Below are 21870 nucleotides of genomic sequence, written 5' to 3'. Positions count from 1 at the left end.
CTATACGTGATCAGGACTCATACTGCCACTAATTATATTTATGTAATTAGCAGCACATATTTCTCGGATTACTTCCCTAGTTCTAATCGCAACTTGCCCAGTTAAAACTCTATACCTATACTAGTTAAAACTCTATACCTATACTTAGTACAAAATACTATATGATACTTTAGGTCATATAGGCTGTGGGATCATCTCCTATATTCCATTCGTCCTCCCTTAGCACATTTCCTAGATAACTAATACTAAAGTATTCGCCTAAAGGCGAGGGTGTTAACCATATCACATATAACTACATAAAAAGCGCAATCTACCGTTTACGCTTCATTAAGTCCAGCATTCAATATTTCAGTTTGCTTGGTTTGCTTCTGTTTTCTATATTCAGCTATCACAACTAAAATACCAGCTGTTATAATCATTGCATACCCAACATAAGATACCGCCATTTTAGGAACTTCTCGCCATATTATATATCCAAGCGAACCTGAGCAAACTAACTTTAGATATACAAGCGGTGCTATCGATGTCATATCGCCTTTCATTCCCTGGAAAAAAGCAACACTGTGAATTAAATAAAAGAGAGAAGCAATAGAAATTAATCCTATCTCTTTCAAGCCCAAATTAGCATCAAAAGCTGCATTAAACCCTCCTGGATATGGTATAAAGAACCAACTCACCACGGCAAAATGCTTCCATTCTACAAATGCGACGCAATATGAAAATAAAGACGCAAAGAGCATTACATAGAATAACTGTGCTTTATTAGTTGCCTTTCTATTCCCTAAAAGTTTCACCAGAGAACTGTTCACAACCCAGAGCGCAACTGTCAGAAAAATAAATAAATATCCTTTATTAAACTCTGCGACAACTTTATCTTGAGAAATGAGGTTATGCAAAGCTTCCGGCTTTACTATTATGAAACCACCAAAAAATGCTAGTAACACAGCAACTATTTTTGTTGTCGTGATGCGCTCGTTGAAAAAAACAGTACCAACAACTATCCAAAGCATCTGCTCAAGGTGCGTAAGAGCTGTAACATCTAGCAATTTTAGAAACTTTAGCGAGTACATCATGCTTAGAGAACCGCCCGCACTAAATACGCTTCTCAATAGATGTAACTTTACGTTTGGAGTTCTAATTGCATTTATTCCATCTTTATAAAAGATCCATGGCAGAATAAAAATCAGTATTATGAATTTATATAGAAAAGTAGCCTGGTTAGAGTTAACTGAACCTGTAATGAACTTCATTGTTGCATAAAGAGAAGCAAGGCTTATAGCATTAAGCGCCATAAAAAGCATGGCCCTGATGTTAACGTTGTTATTCGATACCATTCTTAAGTCTCCTATAATAAAAACCGGCACGGAAGAATTTAGTTAAAACTGCTATATATAGCAAAAAAATAGCCCGCTTACTAGCGAGCCTTAATTAAAAATGGTCAAGATACAAAAATTTCCCAGAACTATACATATACCTATAACTGCACAATTAGCGCCGATAAAATAAAGCACAAAAGATCAATACACATAAGGTAAATTCCTTTCACCAGCTAAACTCACATTTATAGATCTATAAAAACATCTAATAAAAGTGGAACAACAGCCTCTACAGAAACAACCACTTTGAGGATGTCTCCATGAAAAAATCCTTAAAACGTATCAAACCCGAGGAGAATATACATCAATTTACAGCATTTGCAATTGTTTTTTTGCAATTTCTGATGCTATTTTTAATAGATTCTGTATTGATATAGCTAAAACCCTATCAATACAAGCGGCTTGCAACCTCAAGGAGCCCTATATCTGACCAAGCGTCTTTAGCTTCGCTTTTGCATGAATTTCGTTATGTGACATCACTGCGATATTCGAGCGGAATCTTTCGACGACTGCTCTAATAAATGGCCTTAGCATCGGAGAAGTTAGAATCACAGGTACTTCACCATTCACTGCATGCTTTTCAAATTCTGCATTAATTAATCCTACAAATTCTTGCAGTTTGCTAGGTGGCATGACAAGCTGCCTATTGTCACCTTCTCCAACTATATTCTCTCTAAATGCCTGCTCCCAAGCTGGTGAAAGCACAACGATCGGAATATATCCTTTGTCGTTCATGTTTGCATTACAAATCTGCTTAGCAATCCTAACCCTAACATGTTCTACAATCTTTGTTGCATTTTGTGAGTTAGGAGGTACGCCTGTAGATACTTCTGCTATTGCTTCAAGAATGGTTGCAAAATCACGAATCGATATCCCCTCACTCAGTAGCCCCTGTATTACTCTCTGCACAACTATTACTGACACATGAACAGGTATTATCTCAGAAGCTAGTTTCCTTTGTTCAGGCGCAAGAGTATCTAATAATCTTTGAGTATCTACGTATGTTATAAGTTCTGATATATTCTCTTTTATCACCTCTGTAAGATGTGTTGCTATTACAACAGAAGGTTCAACAACAGTATATCCCTTGAGCAGCGCTTCATCTTTTGCAATTTCATCTATCCACTTTGCAGAGAGTCCAAATGCTGGTTCTCTGGTTTCATCTCCCATCATGTCTATGTCACCACCCTTTGATTCCATAACCATCAATTTATTAGGCTTGATTACACCGCGACCACATTCTATTTCTTTAATTTTAATTATATATGTATCCTGAGGTAGTTGAATATTATCTTGTATTCTGACAGATGGCATAGTAAATCCAAGATCTTTGAGCAATTGCTTTCTAAGACCTTTAATTTGGTCAGTAATTTTGAAATTTGTATTATTGATTAAAGGCAATAGATCATAACCTAGCTCTAGTTTTATATTATCTATGTTACCTACTTGTTCAGATGTTACTGATTCTTGCTGAGCCTGTGCTGAGCCCGCCATTTGCATAGATTCAGCGCCACTTTCTCCTTCAAGCTCAATTTCTCCACCCGCAGCTTGCCTTCCAGTTTTATATAAGAAGTAGGAAATAGTAGCCATAATAGCACCACATGTAGAAAAAGGAGCAACTGGTATCCCTGGTATGCATGCCATAAATAAAAGCAAACCAGCTGTTACTGATAGAGCTTTTGGATATTGTATCAGCTGTCCTATTATTGCTTTATCAGCAGAACCTCTGACTCCAGATTTTGTAACTAAGAGACCTGCACTGATTGATACTATAATCGCAGGAATTTGAGTCACAAGACCGTCACCAACTGTCAGTATTGTATAAGTGTGCATCGCTTTATCAAACGTCATATCTTTCTGTAATATACCTATGATAATGCCGCCTATTAAGTTGATGAAAATGATTAATATCCCAGCAACAGCATCTCCTCTTACGAACTTATTTGCACCGTCCATTGCACCAAAGAATGTATTTTCACCTTCTAATTGCTGCCTCCTCATTTTTGCTTGCGCTTCGTCTATCAACCCAGCAGATAGATCAGAGTCGATTGCCATCTGTTTACCAGGCATTCCATCTAAACTGAATCTTGCAGCAACTTCTGCAATTCTTCCTGATCCTTTTGTAATTACAACGAAATTGATTATTGTCAGTATTGTAAAGATAATAATCCCTATCATGATTGAACCTTGCATCATGAAATCACCAAACGCTCTTACAACATGACCTGCAGCATCTGTACCAAGATGTCCATTTGCGAGTATTAATCTAGTTGTTGAAACATTTAATGAAAGCCTAAGCATAGTCACAACCAGCAGCAAGCTAGGAAATGCATTAAATTCAAGCGGCTTATCTATAAAAAGCACAGTCATTAATATGAGCACTGAAAACGTCAGAGAAGTGCTTAGCAATAGATCTAGCAAAAGCGGTGGAACAGGGAAAAGCAACACAGAGATGATACATAAGATGCCAACTGCAAAAAACACATCCTGACGCTTTGCAGATCTTCGTATAATCCTGTCTATAGAATTCCTGGCATTTGTCAGATTTAGATCAAGTATCTTATCCATAGTTTTCTTGAGTGCTCCATCAGCTTTCAACTATATCTTATCAAAAAATGATACCACTTAAGATTGCTCTAATAGCGCATCTAAAGCTATAGCTTCAGGTAAAAACACTAACATATATAACTAATACAAGTAAAATTAAAAATTGAAAACTGCCATCTAAACTTGAATTTTGCTAAACAACAAAATGATCAGAATATAGATAAGACATAATATGCAATCAATATATGAAAAATTATTACTAACCAGAGTTGCTGATTAATAACATGAATGTATGGCAAATTTTTTCTGCAAGATAAAGAGAAATGCCACTTTAGTAGCCGTTGCTATATATCTACTCTGCAAAAAATCCTCTACACATATTGCTTATTAAGCACTGCCTTAATAAGTACCGCACTAGGATTTTAAGTTCATGATTTTTAGAGCACAAGTGAATTTCCGAATCAAATATTATATATTTGCGAAGAAATTAACAAAGTAATACCAACTAGCACAAATAACAACATATACTTGCTGCGTATTTTTAGAAAATTTAAGATTAGATTTGAGTGTAGCTAGACTAGAAGTACAGCGACCATGCGTGCATTTAAATTTAAAAGAAAAGACGAAGCTAAAGTGTTCTGTTATTTGGTGAGTTGGTATTAATATGGAAAGGACAAAAAGGTCTGCGAAAGTGACTTTACCTGCAGTGCTTAATATAAATAACTGAGTAGCAAACTCAAATTTGAATTATGAATAACAAACACTAAAGCTACTGAATTAAGATATGCACAAAACAGCCACATGCGCTACAAATGTAGCATATGTGGCATCAAAATTAAACATCATCTATTCAAATAACAGATTCTATCTAACTGGAAGAGAAAAGTAGACATGTTGCTACTTTGCTATTACGGAGTACCAGGTGGACATATAGCACCAGTATTCCCAGTAATTGTTTGCACAACAGTTTCCGCTCCAAACAATATACCCATTGCAACACATATCATAATGCCGAGCGCCCAACTTACCTTTCCAAAGAACATACCAAGGGCGACAGAAATAATAACTATAATTGCTATAGCTTTACCAGGTGCACCTTGCACTAACCCAATAGCTGCGCACAGTGCTTGCGTTAGAGCATCATTTGTTGGTGCAGAAGGTGCTGCAGCGAACGCTACACTCCCTGAATATAACAAAATCAACATAATAGCACAAAAAGCAAAATAGTTGCTCGAGGCAAATGACCTAAGACTGCTAAAAAATCGCATTTACTTCTCTCCAATTACAAATATTCCAGTTCCACCATAAAAGCACAGCAGGATAAAACCTCAAGTCTCATCCAAAACAAGACAACAGCACTAAAGATGCACACATAAAAATAAAGCGCACAAGACTCAAGAGAGCAATCAACTGTGACAATACGGAGACAACTGCCAGTAATGAGACGATAACACAACAAATTCTAAGGTATCAAGATTTTTTTAATGAGCTTATCATGACAAATATGTAGCACAATGTTAGATTGTATGAATAGTAAGCTCAAAATAAAGCGCTACCTACACATATTCTACCAATATGATTTCATAATATTTTGTCCCTCTTGGCGTTGTTACTTCTATATTATCTCCTTTATTTTTACCTATTAACGCTTTAGCTAAAGGTGAATCTATAGAGATACGTCCTTCATTTAAATTAGCTTCGTAATTGCCAACAAGAGTATATACTATTTCTGCTTCACTTTCTTCATCAAGCAAAGTAACTCTAGCGCCGAATTTGACTTGAGTCCCCTTAAAATCACTCATATCTATTACCATCGCTCTGCTAATTTGGTTTTCAAGGTCAAGTATCTTAGCCTCTATAAAACCTTGCTTTTCACGCGCAGCGGTATATTCAGCATTCTCAGAAAGATCGCCATGCGCTCTAGCTTCTGCGATCGCATTAATGACAGCTGGCCTCTCAACAACTTTTAGGTGCTGTAACTCTGTCTCTAGTTTTTTATATCCACTAGGTGTGATAGGAAATTTATCAGGCTGCATAATATCAAAAGAGTTTCGTTTATGATCTTGTTAAGTGGCAAATGATCAATAATTATATATTATATTTTAAAATTCCAAAAGAGAGGTGGCATTTTTGCGCAAATTTGCATCATTGCCCCACATTCTAGATTTATAAGTATTATATAATCAGAGCAAAATACCGCGTAACGTTTTTAATCAAATATTTATTAATTTATTAAATAAGCGTGATGAATGCCAAATCAATCATACAACCTGGCAACATCTTTAAAATTTGCATATAGCTTGTATTCAGTTGTATTTAGATTAACCAAATAATATCTAGTGTTATCCTTCTTAAAAAGCAATATCGGACACATTATATTAAAACCCACATAAATAAAACTTCTGAACAAAGGATGAATCACACGAATATGAGAGCTTGGGGTTACAATGACGCACTATATAACTAAGAAGAATTACTTGAAAACCATACTAATAGTTATAAACACAGTGTGTATTACACCTAATGAAAACTTGACCTTTCAATGAATATACTCATCATACTTTTCAAAATTGGCGTCATCGCAATGCTCCTTATGTATTTTCTTATACACATGTACACCTATCCTTCTCCACTCTTTTTGAAACTAAACTTCGTATATAACACAAGAAACATCAACTCTTCATTTATCAGAGAGACGCTCTCGGTAATGATGAGGATAACAAGATCTATATCCATATTCGCACACCACAGCTTGTATGCGCAGAAACCTCAAGCTTTCATCATGAATATATCTAGCGAGTACAAAAAAGCATTATCCTTAACTTTCTAATTCTTCTGCATAAAATACTTTTCTCGCATATCTCTTACGAGCACTAACTCTATGAGGAAAGAATGGCATATATCGACTTTGATAGTAGCCATCTAGCTGTGCAAAAATAGAAACTCCTTTTATTTTAATTCAGAATCACATCCCTGAAGAAGCTTCACATTCATAAAACAGCGGGTCCTCCATTCCAATTTCGTGAAAGGCAACAGACCTTAACAAACATGCATCACATACGCCACAAGCGCGACCGACTATTGTAGCATGGTAACATGAACTTGTCAATGCATAGTCCACTCCTAGCTTTAGCCCAATACTAATTATCTCTGACTTTTTCATTGTCAAGAATGGCGCTTTAATCTGCAATTTTCTTCCTGATATACCTCTGGCAGTCGCAAGGTTTGCCATGCTTTCATACGCATTTATATATTCAGACCTGCAGTCAGGATAATTAAAATAATCTGCAGCATTTGCTCCTATAAAAATATAATCACTATCATTGATCTCAGCATATCCAAGTGCATACGAAAGGAATATAGTATTTCTCGCCGGAACATATGTAACAGCAGTCTCGCAACTACTCAAATGTGAAAAGTCAATACGTTTAGGAACACTCCGTTCAGATGTTAAAGCAGAACCGCTGAATGTATATGGATCTATATGTATTACTTTATACTCTAATACATTAAACTGTTTAGCAGCCTTAGCAGCACACTCAAGTTCTACACGATGTCTCTGTCCATAATCAAAGCTGATACAGTATGCCTCAAATCCTTCAGAACTTGCAAGTGCAAGTGCAGTCACAGAGTCCAATCCTCCACTTAATAAAACTACAGCGCTTTTATTCATTTCCCCCTCAAAATCAAGATATCAATAAAACCATATGCTTTCACTATTAGTTAAAATTGTAAATTACTCAAATATAGCATGAATTTTTGAGAGTTTTCACAATTAGATAGAAGTATGATATGATCACTTTTTTAAAAACTAAAGAGTGGTTTTATGGTTTGTTGTAAGGGATGTTGCTCTGATAGCTTGGTAAAAAATGGCATTGTGAGGGGTGTATAGCGTTATAAGTGCAGATCATGTTCTAAATTTTGTTGAGGGCGATCTGCGCAAGAAGCCTCAAACAGCTGTTAAGAAAGCATTATTGATACTGCAACATTCCAAAAGCTCTACAAAAAGTGAGTCATCTGAAAGAATGTCATTTTTATACGGATGATTGGGATGCTTTTTCTAAAATTTTACCCAAAGAGCGTCATACAATTGGAAAGTCTGGCACAGTATGTATCGAGAGAGATAATAGCAACACGCGACATCATTTATGCCGAATGACACGGCGCACTAAAATCGTTTCTAAAAAAGAGTCAAGGGTATACAGATCCATCAAGCTTTGGTGCGCTCTTACTATTACACAAATATTCAAACAATATCAAGAACAGCTCTTATCTATCTTTATGTGAAAACTCTCGAATTTTTTATTCCATCTTCATTTAATATGATGTATTCTCCTATACCTAGTAAAGCACTGAACTAATGCTAGTATTTTGCTTTTATAATCTACTACTACTTGTAATATCTTGGTTCCAAAAGATGCTAAATTTACTCAGAGAAGGTGTCAATAGTATTATTATCAAAGTATTGTTAATTTTAGGTATTTTGATCTTTATTTCCGCAGGAACCATCACAGCCTTTTTCAAAAAAGAAGAATACGTATTAAAAATCGGCGATATAAAGTATACTAAAGAAGGGCTGAATGCTGAGATTGAAAAGCGCGCAGCTGTTATGCCGGAAGATTTGCAAGGGGGACAAAATCTAGAAGAACGCAGGAATCAAGCTCTTGGAGATATAATAAGGAGCGCAGTGTTGCTCCAGGAAAGTAAAAGGTTAGATTTGCTGCTGAGCGATGATTCTGTAAAGTATCGTATCGCAAATGATCCATATTTTCAAAAGGATGGAAAATTTAGCAAAGAATTATGGGACAAATATTTTAATAGCCACAGCGTTGCTGAAGCAGAGTTCATACAAAGAACAAAAGATATGATCTCTGAGCAGCAGCTAGCCACTATATTTTCATCTGGAAGATTAGATAATCAAGAGCTGATAAATCAGCTTTTTGTTGCTATTTACGGCGTTCGTCAGTTGGAAGTATTTAAAATAAATAAAGCAGCCATCCAGATTACAAAAATTCCAGAAGATGCGGATTTATACAGTATTTATCAAAATGATCCAGACAGATTTACAATGCCAGCCAAGCGTTATATATCTTATCTAAGTATCGATATTAATGATATTACTCCGGATGCTTCTGTTTCAAAGGAAGACATAAAGTCATTATATCATAATAGCGCTCATTTATTTACACATCCAAATAGGAGATTTGTAAAACAATTGGTATTCAAAACAGAGCAAGAAGCACTTAATGCATATAATAAAATTAAAAGCGGCAAAAGTATCGAAGAAATTGCAAGTAGTATGAATCTAGCGAAAGAGTCATTTGAGCTTGGTATAGTAACTAAAGATATGTTGCCACAAGAGTTATCAGATATTATCTTTCAGCTTAAAGAAAAAGATGTTAGCAAACCAATTAATACATCTTTTGGTTGGCACATCTTTTTTGTAGAGACCTCCTTACCTGAAGGGCAAAAAACATTTGAAGAATCTGAGGAAGAGCTCATCGCAATGATACAGGATGAAAAACGATTCAAAGCTTTTCAGGAATTAAAAGCTTTAGTGTCTGAAGACTTTTTGTATGACAAACTGCCTATATCTGATGTTGCGAAAAAATATAGCTTGGTTGTAAAAACTGCTGAGTTAATAGATGGTGATAACAATTTGCAGCATATTCCGATGTCATTAGTGGAGGATGTTTTTACAAAGCATGACCCTAAAGAAAGAAATGGAGTTGCAGGTACTCAAGGCGAGTACTTATTTTATGAGATAGAATCTCTGCAAACCTCTTCAATACGAGATTTTGACAGCATAAAGGAAGAGCTACAGTCAATTTGGAAAGATAAAGAAATGCGTAACACTGCCAATGAGCTCATGCAGAAAGTAAAACTTTCAAGCGAAGGTGATTTGCCAGAATTAGTATCAAAATATAGAGAAAAGTTTGCTATTCAAAGTGATGAAAGTACTCTTAGTGAAAATTTTACTCAATTAATATTAACTATGAGGCAAGGACAATTTTCTAAAATGTTTGAAGATTCTGATGATTACATAGTTTTTAAATTATTAAGCATAGAAGAACGCAAAGGAAATGATGTTGATTCGCTTAAAGGTCTTATACAGCGTGATTTTATCTCATTACAAAGAGATATGATGTTTGAACAATATCTGATTAGCTTGCAAAATAGATATATGTATAAAGACAAGTAATAGTTTATTGTTTTGTCATACGTGATTACTCTTTTTTATAGATTATATAACTCACTTGACTTCTTATGAGAAGAATGAGAAAATCCGTGGGTTGAAATTTGCAATTCCCTGCTTGTTTAGCGGTATGGCAGTTTATTAAATGAAAGAAATTTACGAGGTCTGTGATATGGCTCCGAAGGGTGGTTCCAAGAATAACATCAGCAATCGTGGGAAAGCTGCTGCGTTAAAAAAGATTGACGGAAGAGAAGTCAAACCTGTGATGTATAAGGGTGCGAGGCTTGGACATGGTAATTTTATTGCCGCAAAATTTGATGATGGAAAATTAGCTTTAGACGCTACTGGCAAGCCAATTCCATATCAGCTAATTTGAATTAGTCGCCTGCGTCATAACTCTAACGAATATAGGATTTATCTTGGCTGCAAGCAATGACAGCGCAGAATCCAGCAGAAAAAGTAGCAAAATTGCAAAAAATCTTATAGATTTTGTTAAGTAGTTATTTACAAGCATTGGATAAATTATATATCCACAAATTAGCGTATGGCCTCGCCTAAAAGCTAATTTTTGTACATTTAATTTTCCGCAAAGATTTATTTGCGCAGCAAATCAATTTTTGACGGATAGAGGAATTAATATCATTGTTATTACCCGTGTTTTGCTTATGCTTATTCGGGTGTAGTGTTCATTTGTATGGTTAAAAGTATGTCTTCTAGAATATCATTTGTTGCAGAACAAAAATCTGCTAGTGGAAAAGGAGCAGCCAGAGCTACTAGACGTGCTGGGCGTATTCCTGCGATAGTATATGGCGGTCTTTCTCCGCTTATGATTTCTTTATATGGTAGAGATTTCATAAAGGAATACCATAAAGGTGGTATGCAATCCAGAGTGATAGAAATCAAACTAGGGGAGCGTTCTCACGTGGTTTTGTTGCGAGATATTCAATTACACCCCGTTACTGATTTTCCTGAACATATAGATTTTCAGGAGATTAGAGAGGGCGAGAGCGTAAGAGTCTCTATACGTGTAAAGATCCTTAATGAATCTAAATGCCCAGGCATTAAGAAAGGAGGAGTATTAAACGTTGCAACAAGGTCTGTGACTTGTTATTGCAATGATTTGAACATTCCAGAATTCATTGAAGTGGATCTAGAAAACCTAGAGATAGGTAATTCCGTTCACATAGTAGATATTAAATTACCTGTTGGAGTTACGCCTATTTCTCATGATAACTTTGCAATTCTTTCTATTTCTGGCCGTGATGATGAGTCTGCTGGTGCAGAGACTAAAGCATCTTAAAATACCTGGCGTATAGCATTTTATCACTAGCGTTTTTTAGTTGAAGTGGTTAGCACAAATTTCAAAGGTATTTATTGCATTTATTGCTCTTTAGTACGCGCCAAAAAGTCTCGGAAGCGCGCATAAAATAGCGCCCCGAGTATCAAAATAGCGCTTTAAATCCGTAAAAAAGTCTATCCGCCAAAAGATTTATTTGTTACGCAAATCAATTTTTTGCGAATGGACTATGGAAGACTCTCAAAGGTCATACCTTACTTTACCTACTTCCATATTCTCCAGATTTAAATCCTATAGAGAAAAAATTTGCTTAGGCTAACATATTCAGCGTACTAATAATTGCTCTATCCAGGAAATCTTTAACATTTACATATAACAGCTCTTTTATACTGCTTTAGCCATATCAGATCTTAAAACACTGAACCATTATTTTCACTCAAGTGAAACAAAGGATTTAATAAACTGTAAAGCAATCCATCAGTACTATCGTTTGTAAAAAGTGTAGTAGAAAAGCCTAGAGTTTCACCGCTATCGTTATATGAGTCGCTACTTTGCATGCGCGCACCTCTAAGTGACACCGTATTTTCCATTTCTTCTTCAGAAATATTGGAAGATTGACTGATAACCCTAACAGTACCACTCTCAAGCGCAGAGCGAGCGCTATCAAATAACTCACCAGTTCTAAGATAATGCAATACTTGCGCTTGTAATTTTCCATCCGTAAGTAAAGTATCTGGCATGGAAACTTCAAATGTCTCATTGGCAATAGAGAATTTATAATGTTCCTGGATTGCAGCTGAATTTCTTTCTAGCATATTGCGGGCACTAGGAAGCAATTCACCAGTCTTATAATAGTAAATAAGCTGCGCTTGCGTTTTCGCATCCACAAGAAGATTGGTATTTGCAATCTTCAGTTCAATACTTTTCTTCATGTCAGAAACTCTGGATATTTTATAGAAAAGCATATTGCCTAAAATAGTTGCACTTTCAGAAAGTACTGGCATGCTTTTGATTATGCTTTCATGTGCGCTAATATCATTTGGACTACTATCACTTGTGCTTTCCCCTTTGCTAGAATCTTTCAGCAAATACTCTTCAAATAGAGTTGAATGCTTCAGTACCGCTTCTTCTTGTGACACACGCTTCTTTCCACTCGCAAACGCAGTTAAATTTTCTATAACTTCAGGTCCGCAGTTACTGTATTTTTGTTTTTCTACTTCTGCAGTTATTCGTTCAGTAGAATAACCTCTAGATTTTAGAGCTGCACTAACATTTGCAAAAAACGATTCAGGAGCTGTATTTAACTCAGAATCCATATAATAGAGCACAACTTCGCCCTCATATTTCTTAGCTGCAATCCCTACTAAATGTTTCCCACCTATGTTAAGTGGTATGAGTACAGTATCTTTTTTAGATGCTATGATAAAAGACGAAAGTTTAGCAGCAGTATCATCTTCATTACCAGCTCTTAAAGTATAATTGTCTTCAAGAACATCAATTGACTTTAGCGCTCCTGGTTTGGCATCCTCAAGCCGTAATTTTAGCAGAAAGCTCACATGATCTTGATAATAATAAGAAAGTGCTTCAGGAATACCTGGAATAGCAATTCCAACTTCTGCGCCGTATATATCCATATTATTGTCTGAATCTATGACATTGTTTGAACTCACGAATCTTATTAGTAAATTATCTGAGAGTTTTCACATAAAGATAGATAAGAGCTGTTCTTGATATTGTTTGAATATTTGTGTAATAGTAAGAGCGCACCAAAGCTTGATGGATCCGTATACCATTGACTCTTTTTTAGAAACGATTTTAGTGCGCCGTGTCATTCGGCATAAATGATGTCGCGTGTTGCTATTATCTCTCTCGATACATACTGTGCCAGACTTTCCAATTGTATGACGCTCTTTGGGTAAAATTTTAGAAAAAGCATCCCAATCATCCGTATAAAAATGACATTCTTTCAGATGACTCACTTTGTTGTAGAGCTTTTGGAATGTTGCAGTATCACGATTGCCTGTAACCCAGGCAACTGTTCTCCTTGTACTACGATCAACTGCCTTAATGATCCAAAGCTTGTTTTTTTTGAACCAATAAAATGCCACATCTCGTCGAATTCCATCTCCATAATATCCGAAGAGACAACTGGCTCCTGAGTCTTGCCCATCACCTCTACTACCCAGCGATAAATTATGGACGGCGAATGCCCTAATATCTTGCCTAACATAGAAAAAGAGCCATTACCAAGACTATATAGCATAACGCATAATGCTTTCTTAACAGCTGTTTGAGGCTTCTTGCCCAGATCGCCCTCAACAAAATTTAGAACATGATCTGCACTTATAACGCTGTACACCCCCTCACAATGCCATTCTTTACAAAGATATCAGAGCAACATCCCTTACAACAAACAATAAAACCACTCTTTAGTTTTTAAAAAAGTGATCATATCATACTTCTATCTAATTGTGAAAACTCTCAATTATCTATTAGCTGACGCAAATTTGGAGCGATTGAATGATACACTTCGTTAAACAAGCTTTCTACTTCGTTTGGAAAACTCGCTATCAAGAGTGCTAGCGAATCTTTATTATTGATAGTATAGTGCCACACTGTGTGTCCATGAAAATCTTTTTTGCTAAGCAAGCTTTTTACTTCATTTGGAAACATCTCTATCAAGACTGCTAGTGAATTTTTATTTAGAGCGGCAGCATAGTGTAGCACTGTGCTCCCATCGTTATTTATTATTTGAAGCCCGTATTCTTGAAATATATTCATCAAAATTTTTAGTGATTCTGTATTAACAGCAGCAAAGTGCAACACTGTATCACCACGAACATTTTGTATATTTAGCATTTTATGGACGAATCTCTCTGTCATCAAAACTTTTAGTGATTCTGCATGATAAGTAATAGCTAATTGCAGCGCTGTGATACCATAATTATTTTGCACATCAAGTAATCTTTCTACTTCGTTTGGAAAACTCTCTATCAAGGCTGCTAGTGAATCTTTATGTAAGCAACGGCATAGTGCAGCACTGTATTACCAATGCTTATTTTTCACCTCAATTATTCGATCACCAAATTTCTGCACTAAGAATTGTAATGAGTCTGCATTGGCGACATGAAGTGCTGTGCGACCATTGTTATCCTTCAAATCAAATACTTTATCTCCAAATACATTCACCAAGTATTCTAGTGATTTTGACTTGTATTGAGCAGCCAAGTGTAGTGCTGTTTGACCATCTCTACCTTTAATCTCGAGTAAGTCTTTTACTTTGCCTGAAAAAGTCTTTATCAAATATTCTAGTGAGTCTGGCCTCTGAAAGGCGGCAATGTGCAACACTGTGCTACCATTGATATTCCTTACTGCAAGCCAGCTCTCTTGAAACATACTCATCAAATATTCTAGTGAGTTTTTATTAGCAGCAGCAAAGTGCAACACTGTATCACCGCGAGCATTTTTCATATTTAGCATTTGAGCAAGGAATCTACCTGTCAAAGATGGCAGTGATTCTGCATTATAAGTAACAGCTAATTGCAGCGCTGTGTTTCCATAGATGTCTCTTGCGCTAAGTAAATTTTCTACTTCATCTGGAAACATCTCTATCAAAAGTGCTAGCGAATCTTTATTATTAGCGGCAGCATAGTGCAGCACTGTACTTCCACTGCTATTTTGCACCTGTATAACTAGATTTCCGAATTTTTGTATAAAAAGTTCTAGTGATTTTGTATTATGAGCAGCAGCTGCTTGCAGTACAGTGCTGTTACGATTATTTTGTACAGTAAGCAACCTTACCACTTCATCTTGAAACTCATCTATCAAGAACTTCAATGATTCTGCATTCTTAGCAGCTAAGTGCAGTACTGTGTTACCATCATTATCTACTTCTTTTAGTAATCTTTTTACCTTTTCTGGAAAAGTATCTATTAAAGCTTTTAGCGACTGTGCTTTATACTCTGCGACCAAGTGCAGCACTGTTCTTCCATAGTTATTTTTTAAATCAAGCGCTTTTTCCCCAAATACTGTCATCAAGAATTCTAGTGATTCTTGGTTATGAATAGCATAGTGCAGAACTGTGTCACCGTAGTTGTTTCGCACTTCAAGCAATTTCTCTTTAAATTCCCACAACTTCTCAAACAACAACTTTAGTGCAGCTACATTATTAACAGCACTGTGCAGTGCTGTGTTGCCATAATTATTTTTCACCTCGACCATTTTCTCTTGGAATTCTCTTATCAAGAGCTTTACTGCTTCTATATTCCCGTAAGCCGTTGCTATATGCAGAATTATACTGCCGTGACTATTTTTCACTTCAAGCACTTGATTTCCATACAAATTTATCAAGAGTTGTAGCGAATCTGAGTTACGCTCAGCAGCCAAGTGTAACGCTATTCTGCCATTGTTATTTTTCACTTCAATTAGGCTTTTGTATGCATCGTCTTTAAATACATACATTAGACATTCTAGCGACTTTGCGTTATACTGTGCCGCAATATGCAGTATTGTATTACCAGAATCATCCTGCTTATTCAGCAATTTCTTCACTTCCTCCTTATCTTCTTGTATCAATTTGCTTAGAGCCTCTGCATTTTCTTTAGCTGCGCTGTATGCTTGCTGATATACTAAATCACTCAACATATTTTCATCTTTCATAAAGTACTTCCTATAGTTTTTATAATTTTTAAAATGAAAAATTTAATGACTGTAAAATTTCCAAAGCTTCCTGCTAAATTATCGAAGTGAATCAGAGTCTGCATCAAGCAAATGCACAAAAACGCAGAGCATACAAAAGCTTTCAGAAAAAGACTACCATATCTAATATATAAGGCTTTTTAAGCCTATCAACACATACAACATCTCATAACAAAAAGAAACGAGCAATAAAATAAATAATTAACAATAAAACAAGATAATTCGCGTTATATTACAATGCAATGTGATCTTCTAGCATGTTTATCTATATAGTATAATGATAAGATTTATGATTTATCGCAAATCAGCTTTGCAATGCACCTATAACCAACAAAATATATACTGAAAACATCTGACTTTTTGAAATTCCCATGTATATCCCACGACTGTTATGTGAAGCAAACAATCCAAATTTGCGATATATAGAAGATGTAAGATTAGGCACTGCCTTAAGTAAGTGCATGCGCGAGAATTTGAATGGCAGGACTCTTTTATACTGCTTTAGTGGGAATGCCAAATCCCATTATTAATTCATCATAACAATGATTATAAATTTAAGAGATGTTATTAATTTGCTCTGCAAATTATGTAACTTGGTAGCAAAGGAAATTTTCAATATATATAGTAAAACTCAAATAACCCTTTACAATATATATAGCGCTGTGCTAGATTCCACATTCGGTGTTCACCTTTTTATGCTTTGTTCCTTTGATTAGAGACAAAACATTTCTATTGACGCGGGGTGGAGCAGCTCGGTAGCTCGTCAGGCTCATAACCTGAAGGTCGTAGGTTCAAATCCTGCCCCCGCAACCATTAATTTTCCATCAAAGCTCAAAAATTCATCTATATTGTGCTTTCTATGTTGAGCAGAGCATCTCCAGTGTTTAGGTATTCTATCCGCTAAAAATTTATATACGCAAACAAATCAATTTTTGTTGAGAAGTTAAATGTGCAAAAATTAGCCCAGGACTTAGCCATGTGCTAATTTTTGGATATATTAACGCGAGTTGCCAATTAATTGATTGCTGTATGGTCGATTTTTAGCGCACTATATGTGACTTGAGTGTTTTGCAAATGAACAAAAATAACATATGAAAGAGGTTTTCTGCATAAACGTACTGTTTTGTCGATGATTTTATGAAAGATCTATTGATCCGTATTGCCTGTAATTAGTACCTTAGGGGCTCAATTTTAATTGGCAACTCGCGCTATATTATTACTCATGCGCCTAAGCAAACACCGCTTGCACAAAATCCGTAAGGTTTTTACGTTTATCAAAACATTTTCTTACGGATTTAAAGCGCTATTTTTGCGCTCCAAGTAACATTTTCATGCTTATTCCGAGACTTTTTGGCGCATACTATCTACTACCGACAAATCACGCAAGATTAAACTGATCTTTTAGATGGAAGGTTATCTCGCTTCTCTAAACTCTTTGTATGATCACCAAAAGCAAGCTTATGTTCTTTCAGCAATTTTGTAAATTTATCTGATAACTCGGCTGCTAAGTGGTTTTCCTGCGCATAATTCAATGGAGTTTTTCCATCTTTATCTTTTGCTTGCAAAAGTTCCAAAATCCCTTTTTCTTTTGAAAGAATATTTACCGCATACATCTGTCCATCTCTATCTCTTTCCTTAAATTGTATCGCGATCTTATGTAAAATATTTTGATGCATTGCATTATCCACAATATCGATAACTGCACCATTCTTCATCAAATACTCAAATGATTCCTTTCTACCATATTCAGCAGCTTTCATCGCTGCATTTTCCCCATTAACATTCAGTACATTGATGTCTGTATTACACTGTTTTACAACAAGATCCATAATTTCCGGCGAGCCAAACACATAGTGCATAACACTGTTGCCATACTGGTCAAGTGCATTAATATTGTGTACTTTATATTCAGATCCGAATAACTTGTGCAACATATGAAAGATCTTTTCTAGGATATTATATTTATCATATTCTTTATTATACTCTGCAAGCAGTTGTTCTTTCTCTTGCAAAAAAACTTCTCTCAATATATCCATATCTAATGTTGAATTGGCAAATGTCAGTATTGGATTTGCTCCGTTCATTTTAAACACCGCTAACTGTTCTCTTAGATTTTCTATCTCCTGCATTTTGTCTTCCTGAATTTGTAGTTCCATTTTTAATTACCTCCTAAAAACTCGTTATCTCTTTAATGAAGAACTATAAGATATAAAATACTACCTAAAGTGGTACAAAGCCTCTTTAAAAAGTGTAGAAGTCAAGATTTGATCTTACAGACAGTTATAAATTTTATATCTGCTTGTCAGTTAAGTTTTGACTGTCAGATACGTAACTGAGATACAAGATTTCATTATTCTTTTCCACAGCTAACTTTTTACTATCCAAAAAAGTTTGCATAGGTGTTTTTCCATAACAATATTTACCAGAATGAGGTCTTTCATTGTTGAAATATTCTAACCAAATATCAAGATCTAATTGCAAGTCATCCAATGATGTATAAATCTTTTTACGCATAGCTGTATCAAAGAATTCTTGTTTCATAGTTTTATTAAAACGTTCACACATACCATTAGTTTGAGGTGAATATGCCTTAGTTGTTGTATGCTCTATACCTTCTATACTGAGAAATAACTCAAAAGCATGATGTTCTATATTTCCCTTATATTCTCCTCCACGATCTGTAAGAATACGAAGCATCGGTATCCCTTGACTCTCATACCATGGTAACACTCGATCATTTAGCATATCAGCAGCAGTAATCGCAGTTTTGTCAGTATACAGTTTAGCATCAGCAAATCTACTGTAGCTATCAATAAATACCTGAGCATAAACCTTTCCTATCCCTTTGAAATTGCCTACATAATATGTGTCTTGGCAACCTAAATAACCTGGATGTTGTGTCTCAATTTCTCCATGTGCTTCTTTTTCATTACGGCGTTTCTCTAGTACTTGCAGCTGTGCTTCGGTCAATATAATACCATCTTGGGCCATCTTAGCTTCTAAGGCTTTCAATCTTTTATTGATATTATTCAAATCATTACGTAACCAAATCGATCTTACTCCTCCAGGAGAAACAAGTATACCACTCTTCTTCAGCTCATTTGATACTCTAAGTTGTCCATATGCTGTACTCTATCGCCATATCAACTACTGCTTTTTCTACTGCAGGATCTACTCTATTAGCGATTATTGGCTTCTTGCGACTTATCTCGCATAGCGCTTCTTCTCCTCCTGTTTCATATAGTTCTTTAAATCTGTAATAGCTATCTCTACTATAACACATTGCCTTACATGCAGATTATATACTACCAAGGCTTTTTGCCAATTCAAGTAAACCTAGTTTCGGTTTGATGATTTTTTGATTTAAGTTCATTGCTTATCTCCATTTAATAACTAATTTAATTTACTAAATGTAAGATAAAATGTCGACTAATACAATTAATATGTCATTTGACAGAGGATCTAGTCTTTTTATCGCGGCAAGCAATGGTAGACATTTATTAACTAATTATCTAATCGAGCAAGATGCAAAATTTATTTCAAAAAAATCGCAGCAAGATCTTCTGCAAGTGACTGTAAAAACAGATAACATTTCATATTTACGTAAGTATTTTAGCGAAGAAGGAATATTAAGTAAGTTATTTTATGGTGTTGATAAAACAGCATTATTACACTTAGCAGCGAAAAGTGGAAGTCATAGATGTTTCAAAGAGCTATTTAACATTCTTGGTAAAGAAGCATTTGCGACATCAGAAGGAAATGGACATATACTAAGCTCTGCTATGGAAGGGTGAAGTAGTGAAATTATTAGACTACTTCTCAAAAGTGGTATTGATAATAATGTTGCTCTAGATACAAACAATAATAACGCGTGTCACCTTGCGATCAAATATGGTTTTATATCATTACTGGAGAGTTTTCACAATTAGATAGAAGTATGATATGATCACTTTTTTAAAAACTAAAGAGTGGTTTTATGGTTTGTTGTAAGGGATGTTGCTCTGATGTCTTTGTAAAGAATGGCATTGTGAGGGGTGTACAGCGTTATAAGTGCAGATCATGTTCTAAATTTTGTTGAGGGCGATCTGGGCAAGAAGCCTCAAACAGCTGTTAAGAAAGCATTATGCGTTATACTATATAGTCTTGGTAATGGCTCTTTTTCTATGTTAGGCAAGATATTAGGGCATTCACCGTCCATAATTTATCGCTGGGTAGTAGAGGCGATGGGCAAGACTCAGGAGCCAGTTGTCTCTTCGGATATTATGGAGATGGAATTCGACGAGATGTGGCATTTTATTGGTTCAAAAAAAACAAGCTTTGGATCATTAAGGCAGTTGATCGTAGTACAAGGAGAACAGTTGCCTGGGTTACAGGCAATCGTGATACTGCAACATTCCAAAAGCTCTACAACAAAGTGAGTCATCTGAAAGAATGTCATTTTTATACGGATGATTGGGATGCTTTTTCTAAAATTTTACCCAAAGAGCGTCATACAATTGGAAAGTCTGGCACAGTATGTATCGAGAGAGATAATAGCAACACGCGACATCATTTAGGCCGAATGACACGGCGCACTAAAACCGTTTCTAAAAAAGAGTCAATGGTATACGGATCCATCAAGCTTTGGTGCGCTCTTACTATTACACAAATATTCAAACAATATCAAGAACAGCTCTTATCTATCTTTATGTGAAAACTCTCATAATTTTAGCATAAGATGCATGTATAACATTTCCAGCTTTATAACAGACACTACACAAACAAAAAATATATAAAGCGCCCGCACTCATAAGCTGTATATAATTACAAACTTTTAGACTAAACATTATAGATAATAAACGAGATTACAATCACAACATCCTATTTATCCGTCGCCATCAGCATATGTGCTGTATGGATCCAAACTTTATGAATTCGTCAAAAATAAACAATTGTAAGTGTAGCGTTGTATAACTAAATAACACGTGCTACTCTCTATAAGGCAAAAAAAACAATAATTATAATATTATTTCGCGAGGGAATTGTTACAAACTTTTAAATCATGTAATATTATATAAAATTTCGCGCAAATGAATTGCAATGTCGGCGGCATATTGGCATTCGCCCTTATATCATAAGATATTTAGCAAAAAATCAACCATTTCTATAATTTATTTGTGATAAATAAAAATAAAGAATAATTAAAAAATATTATAATGCGTTGAACGATGCAATACATGCTATTTAGTAAAATATAAGCAATATTGTATACTTCAGATGAATAAAGAAGTTGGTATTTATTCTGTATAGCGCTGTGCTCAAGTCAGTGCTCGCGCGAGGATTTTAAGAGCATGATTCTTGAGAGTACTAGTGAATTTCTGAATCAAATATTATATATTTGCGAAGGAATTAACAAAGTAATGCCAAATCTCTCAAATAACAGCATATAGTCGCCGCGTATTTTTAGAAAATTTAAGATGGGATTTAAATTTAGCGGCACTAGAAGTAAAGCTGCCAGAAGCATACTTAAATTTAAAAACAAGACGAAGCTAAAATGTTCTGTTATTTGGGGGATTGAGTATAAGCATGGAAAATGAGGCAAAAAAGACCTGCGCAAGTGACTTATGAAGGCAGCGCCTATGACTTAGCACAAGAAAAACATTTATGACTAAAGAACAACTACAGATTGATATAACCTTCTTTCACAATATCTAAAATTTTATAAGTTGCTTATAAAAGCAATGAGAACAACAGCATTAAACATTACAATACAATTT

General features: G+C 35.3%; 19 protein-coding genes, 1 tRNA gene and 3 pseudogenes. 9 read left to right on the top strand and 14 right to left on the bottom strand.

Annotated features, from left to right (window positions below; all coding sequences use genetic code 11):
* The 7 genes and pseudogenes from AACK98_RS08020 to queC all read right to left on the bottom strand — a co-directional run.
* Window positions 1-108: pseudogene (locus tag AACK98_RS08020) on the bottom strand (IS200/IS605 family transposase); the annotation flags it as partial.
* A pseudogene (locus tag AACK98_RS08015) lies at window positions 102-182 on the bottom strand (transposase); the annotation flags it as partial. The pseudogenes AACK98_RS08015 and AACK98_RS08020, both read right to left, overlap by 7 nt.
* 135 nt (window positions 183-317) lie before the next feature.
* Complete coding sequence (locus tag AACK98_RS00845; protein ID WP_339041570.1) at window positions 318-1364, bottom strand: DMT family transporter; 1047 nt, start codon at window positions 1362-1364, stop codon at window positions 318-320.
* 432 nt (window positions 1365-1796) lie between these two features.
* Window positions 1797-3944: a flagellar biosynthesis protein FlhA gene (gene flhA / locus AACK98_RS00840; RefSeq protein WP_339041567.1), complete on the bottom strand. Its 2148-nt coding sequence runs from the start codon at window positions 3942-3944 to the stop codon at window positions 1797-1799.
* Window positions 3945-4831: 887 nt separating this feature from the next.
* A complete protein-coding gene (locus AACK98_RS00835) occupies window positions 4832-5191 on the bottom strand; it encodes a TrbC/VirB2 family protein (protein ID WP_339041565.1) in 360 nt (119 codons plus the stop codon).
* 288 nt (window positions 5192-5479) lie between these two features.
* Window positions 5480-5959 (bottom strand): transcription elongation factor GreA, encoded by a 480-nt coding sequence (greA, locus tag AACK98_RS00830; RefSeq protein ID WP_339041563.1) that lies wholly within the window; start codon window positions 5957-5959, stop codon window positions 5480-5482.
* 929 nt (window positions 5960-6888) lie between these two features.
* Complete coding sequence (gene queC, locus AACK98_RS00825; RefSeq protein ID WP_339041561.1) at window positions 6889-7596, bottom strand: 7-cyano-7-deazaguanine synthase QueC; 708 nt, start codon at window positions 7594-7596, stop codon at window positions 6889-6891.
* 211 nt (window positions 7597-7807) lie between these two features.
* Between queC and AACK98_RS00820 the strand changes: the two genes are divergently transcribed.
* From AACK98_RS00820 to AACK98_RS00800, 5 genes are all read left to right on the top strand, one after another.
* Window positions 7808-7969: a hypothetical protein gene (locus AACK98_RS00820; protein ID WP_339041559.1), complete on the top strand. Its 162-nt coding sequence runs from the start codon at window positions 7808-7810 to the stop codon at window positions 7967-7969.
* Window positions 7932-8210, top strand: coding sequence for an IS1 family transposase (locus AACK98_RS00815; protein WP_339041557.1), 279 nt, complete (start codon window positions 7932-7934; stop codon window positions 8208-8210). The genes AACK98_RS00820 and AACK98_RS00815 overlap by 38 nt, the downstream gene beginning before the upstream one ends.
* Before the next feature lie 130 nt (window positions 8211-8340).
* Entirely contained in the window at window positions 8341-10125 is a 1785-nt protein-coding gene (locus AACK98_RS00810; protein ID WP_339041555.1) for a peptidyl-prolyl cis-trans isomerase, read from the top strand.
* A gap of 139 nt (window positions 10126-10264) precedes the next feature.
* Window positions 10265-10495, top strand: coding sequence for a hypothetical protein (locus AACK98_RS00805; RefSeq protein WP_339041553.1), 231 nt, complete (start codon window positions 10265-10267; stop codon window positions 10493-10495).
* A gap of 318 nt (window positions 10496-10813) precedes the next feature.
* On the top strand, window positions 10814-11419 hold the full coding sequence (locus AACK98_RS00800) for a 50S ribosomal protein L25/general stress protein Ctc (RefSeq protein ID WP_339041551.1): 606 nt from the start codon (window positions 10814-10816) through the stop codon (window positions 11417-11419).
* Between the two features lie 407 nt (window positions 11420-11826).
* On the opposite strand, the gene AACK98_RS00795 is transcribed toward AACK98_RS00800, so the two are convergent.
* From AACK98_RS00795 to AACK98_RS00775, 5 genes are all read right to left on the bottom strand, one after another.
* Complete coding sequence (locus AACK98_RS00795; protein ID WP_339041549.1) at window positions 11827-13086, bottom strand: hypothetical protein; 1260 nt, start codon at window positions 13084-13086, stop codon at window positions 11827-11829.
* A 30-nt stretch (window positions 13087-13116) separates the two neighbouring features.
* Entirely contained in the window at window positions 13117-13485 is a 369-nt protein-coding gene (locus AACK98_RS00790) for an IS1 family transposase (RefSeq protein WP_339042483.1), read from the bottom strand.
* Complete coding sequence (locus AACK98_RS00785) at window positions 13392-13775, bottom strand: hypothetical protein (RefSeq protein ID WP_339041547.1); 384 nt, start codon at window positions 13773-13775, stop codon at window positions 13392-13394. The genes AACK98_RS00790 and AACK98_RS00785 overlap by 94 nt, the downstream gene beginning before the upstream one ends.
* A gap of 122 nt (window positions 13776-13897) precedes the next feature.
* Window positions 13898-14413, bottom strand: a complete 516-nt coding sequence (locus AACK98_RS00780; RefSeq protein ID WP_339041545.1) for an ankyrin repeat domain-containing protein — start codon at window positions 14411-14413, stop codon at window positions 13898-13900.
* 48 nt (window positions 14414-14461) lie between these two features.
* Complete coding sequence (locus AACK98_RS00775) at window positions 14462-16075, bottom strand: ankyrin repeat domain-containing protein (protein ID WP_339041543.1); 1614 nt, start codon at window positions 16073-16075, stop codon at window positions 14462-14464.
* Between the two features lie 775 nt (window positions 16076-16850).
* Between AACK98_RS00775 and AACK98_RS00770 the strand changes: the two genes are divergently transcribed.
* Window positions 16851-16927: transfer RNA gene (locus AACK98_RS00770), tRNA-Met, on the top strand.
* 575 nt (window positions 16928-17502) lie between these two features.
* Here AACK98_RS00770 and AACK98_RS00765 read toward each other — a convergent pair.
* Together AACK98_RS00765 and AACK98_RS00760 are read right to left on the bottom strand one after the other, a co-directional pair.
* Window positions 17503-18270 carry an ankyrin repeat domain-containing protein gene (locus AACK98_RS00765; protein ID WP_339041541.1) on the bottom strand — a complete coding sequence of 256 codons (768 nt, stop codon included), beginning with the start codon at window positions 18268-18270 and terminating at the stop codon, window positions 17503-17505.
* Between the two features lie 133 nt (window positions 18271-18403).
* Window positions 18404-19397, bottom strand: a pseudogene (locus AACK98_RS00760) (IS481 family transposase).
* A 286-nt stretch (window positions 19398-19683) separates the two neighbouring features.
* Between AACK98_RS00760 and AACK98_RS00755 the strand changes: the two are divergent.
* The 3 genes from AACK98_RS00755 (at window position 19684) to AACK98_RS00745 (ending at window position 20807) form a co-directional block, all read left to right on the top strand.
* Entirely contained in the window at window positions 19684-19908 is a 225-nt protein-coding gene (locus tag AACK98_RS00755) for a hypothetical protein (protein WP_339041539.1), read from the top strand.
* Window positions 19909-20148: 240 nt separating this feature from the next.
* A complete protein-coding gene (locus AACK98_RS00750) occupies window positions 20149-20532 on the top strand; it encodes a hypothetical protein (RefSeq protein WP_339041537.1) in 384 nt (127 codons plus the stop codon).
* Window positions 20436-20807: an IS1 family transposase gene (locus tag AACK98_RS00745; RefSeq protein ID WP_339042481.1), complete on the top strand. Its 372-nt coding sequence runs from the start codon at window positions 20436-20438 to the stop codon at window positions 20805-20807. Before AACK98_RS00750 ends, AACK98_RS00745 begins: the two co-directional genes overlap by 97 nt.
* Window positions 20808-21870 lie beyond the last annotated feature (1063 nt).

The organism is Candidatus Lariskella endosymbiont of Hedychridium roseum, assembly GCF_964020185.1.
GTDB lineage: Bacteria > Pseudomonadota > Alphaproteobacteria > Rickettsiales > Midichloriaceae > Lariskella.
Note: the sequence above shows the minus strand (reverse complement) of the source record. Positions and strands in the feature narration are given on the sequence as shown.

Bases quoted from the DNA above. Each gene is read 5' to 3' on its own strand.
- AACK98_RS00775 (WP_339041543.1), bottom strand. From the start codon at position 16,075: ATGAAAGATGAAAATATGTTGAGTGATTTAGTATATCAGCAAGCATAC.
- AACK98_RS00810 (WP_339041555.1), top strand. From the start codon at position 8,341: ATGCTAAATTTACTCAGAGAAGGTGTCAATAGTATTATTATCAAAGTA.
- greA (WP_339041563.1), bottom strand. From the start codon at position 5,959: ATGCAGCCTGATAAATTTCCTATCACACCTAGTGGATATAAAAAACTA.
- AACK98_RS00800 (WP_339041551.1), top strand. From the start codon at position 10,814: ATGGTTAAAAGTATGTCTTCTAGAATATCATTTGTTGCAGAACAAAAA.
- AACK98_RS00805 (WP_339041553.1), top strand. From the start codon at position 10,265: ATGAAAGAAATTTACGAGGTCTGTGATATGGCTCCGAAGGGTGGTTCC.
- AACK98_RS00835 (WP_339041565.1), bottom strand. From the start codon at position 5,191: ATGCGATTTTTTAGCAGTCTTAGGTCATTTGCCTCGAGCAACTATTTT.
- flhA (WP_339041567.1), bottom strand. From the start codon at position 3,944: ATGGATAAGATACTTGATCTAAATCTGACAAATGCCAGGAATTCTATA.
- queC (WP_339041561.1), bottom strand. From the start codon at position 7,596: ATGAATAAAAGCGCTGTAGTTTTATTAAGTGGAGGATTGGACTCTGTG.
- AACK98_RS00765 (WP_339041541.1), bottom strand. From the start codon at position 18,270: ATGGAACTACAAATTCAGGAAGACAAAATGCAGGAGATAGAAAATCTA.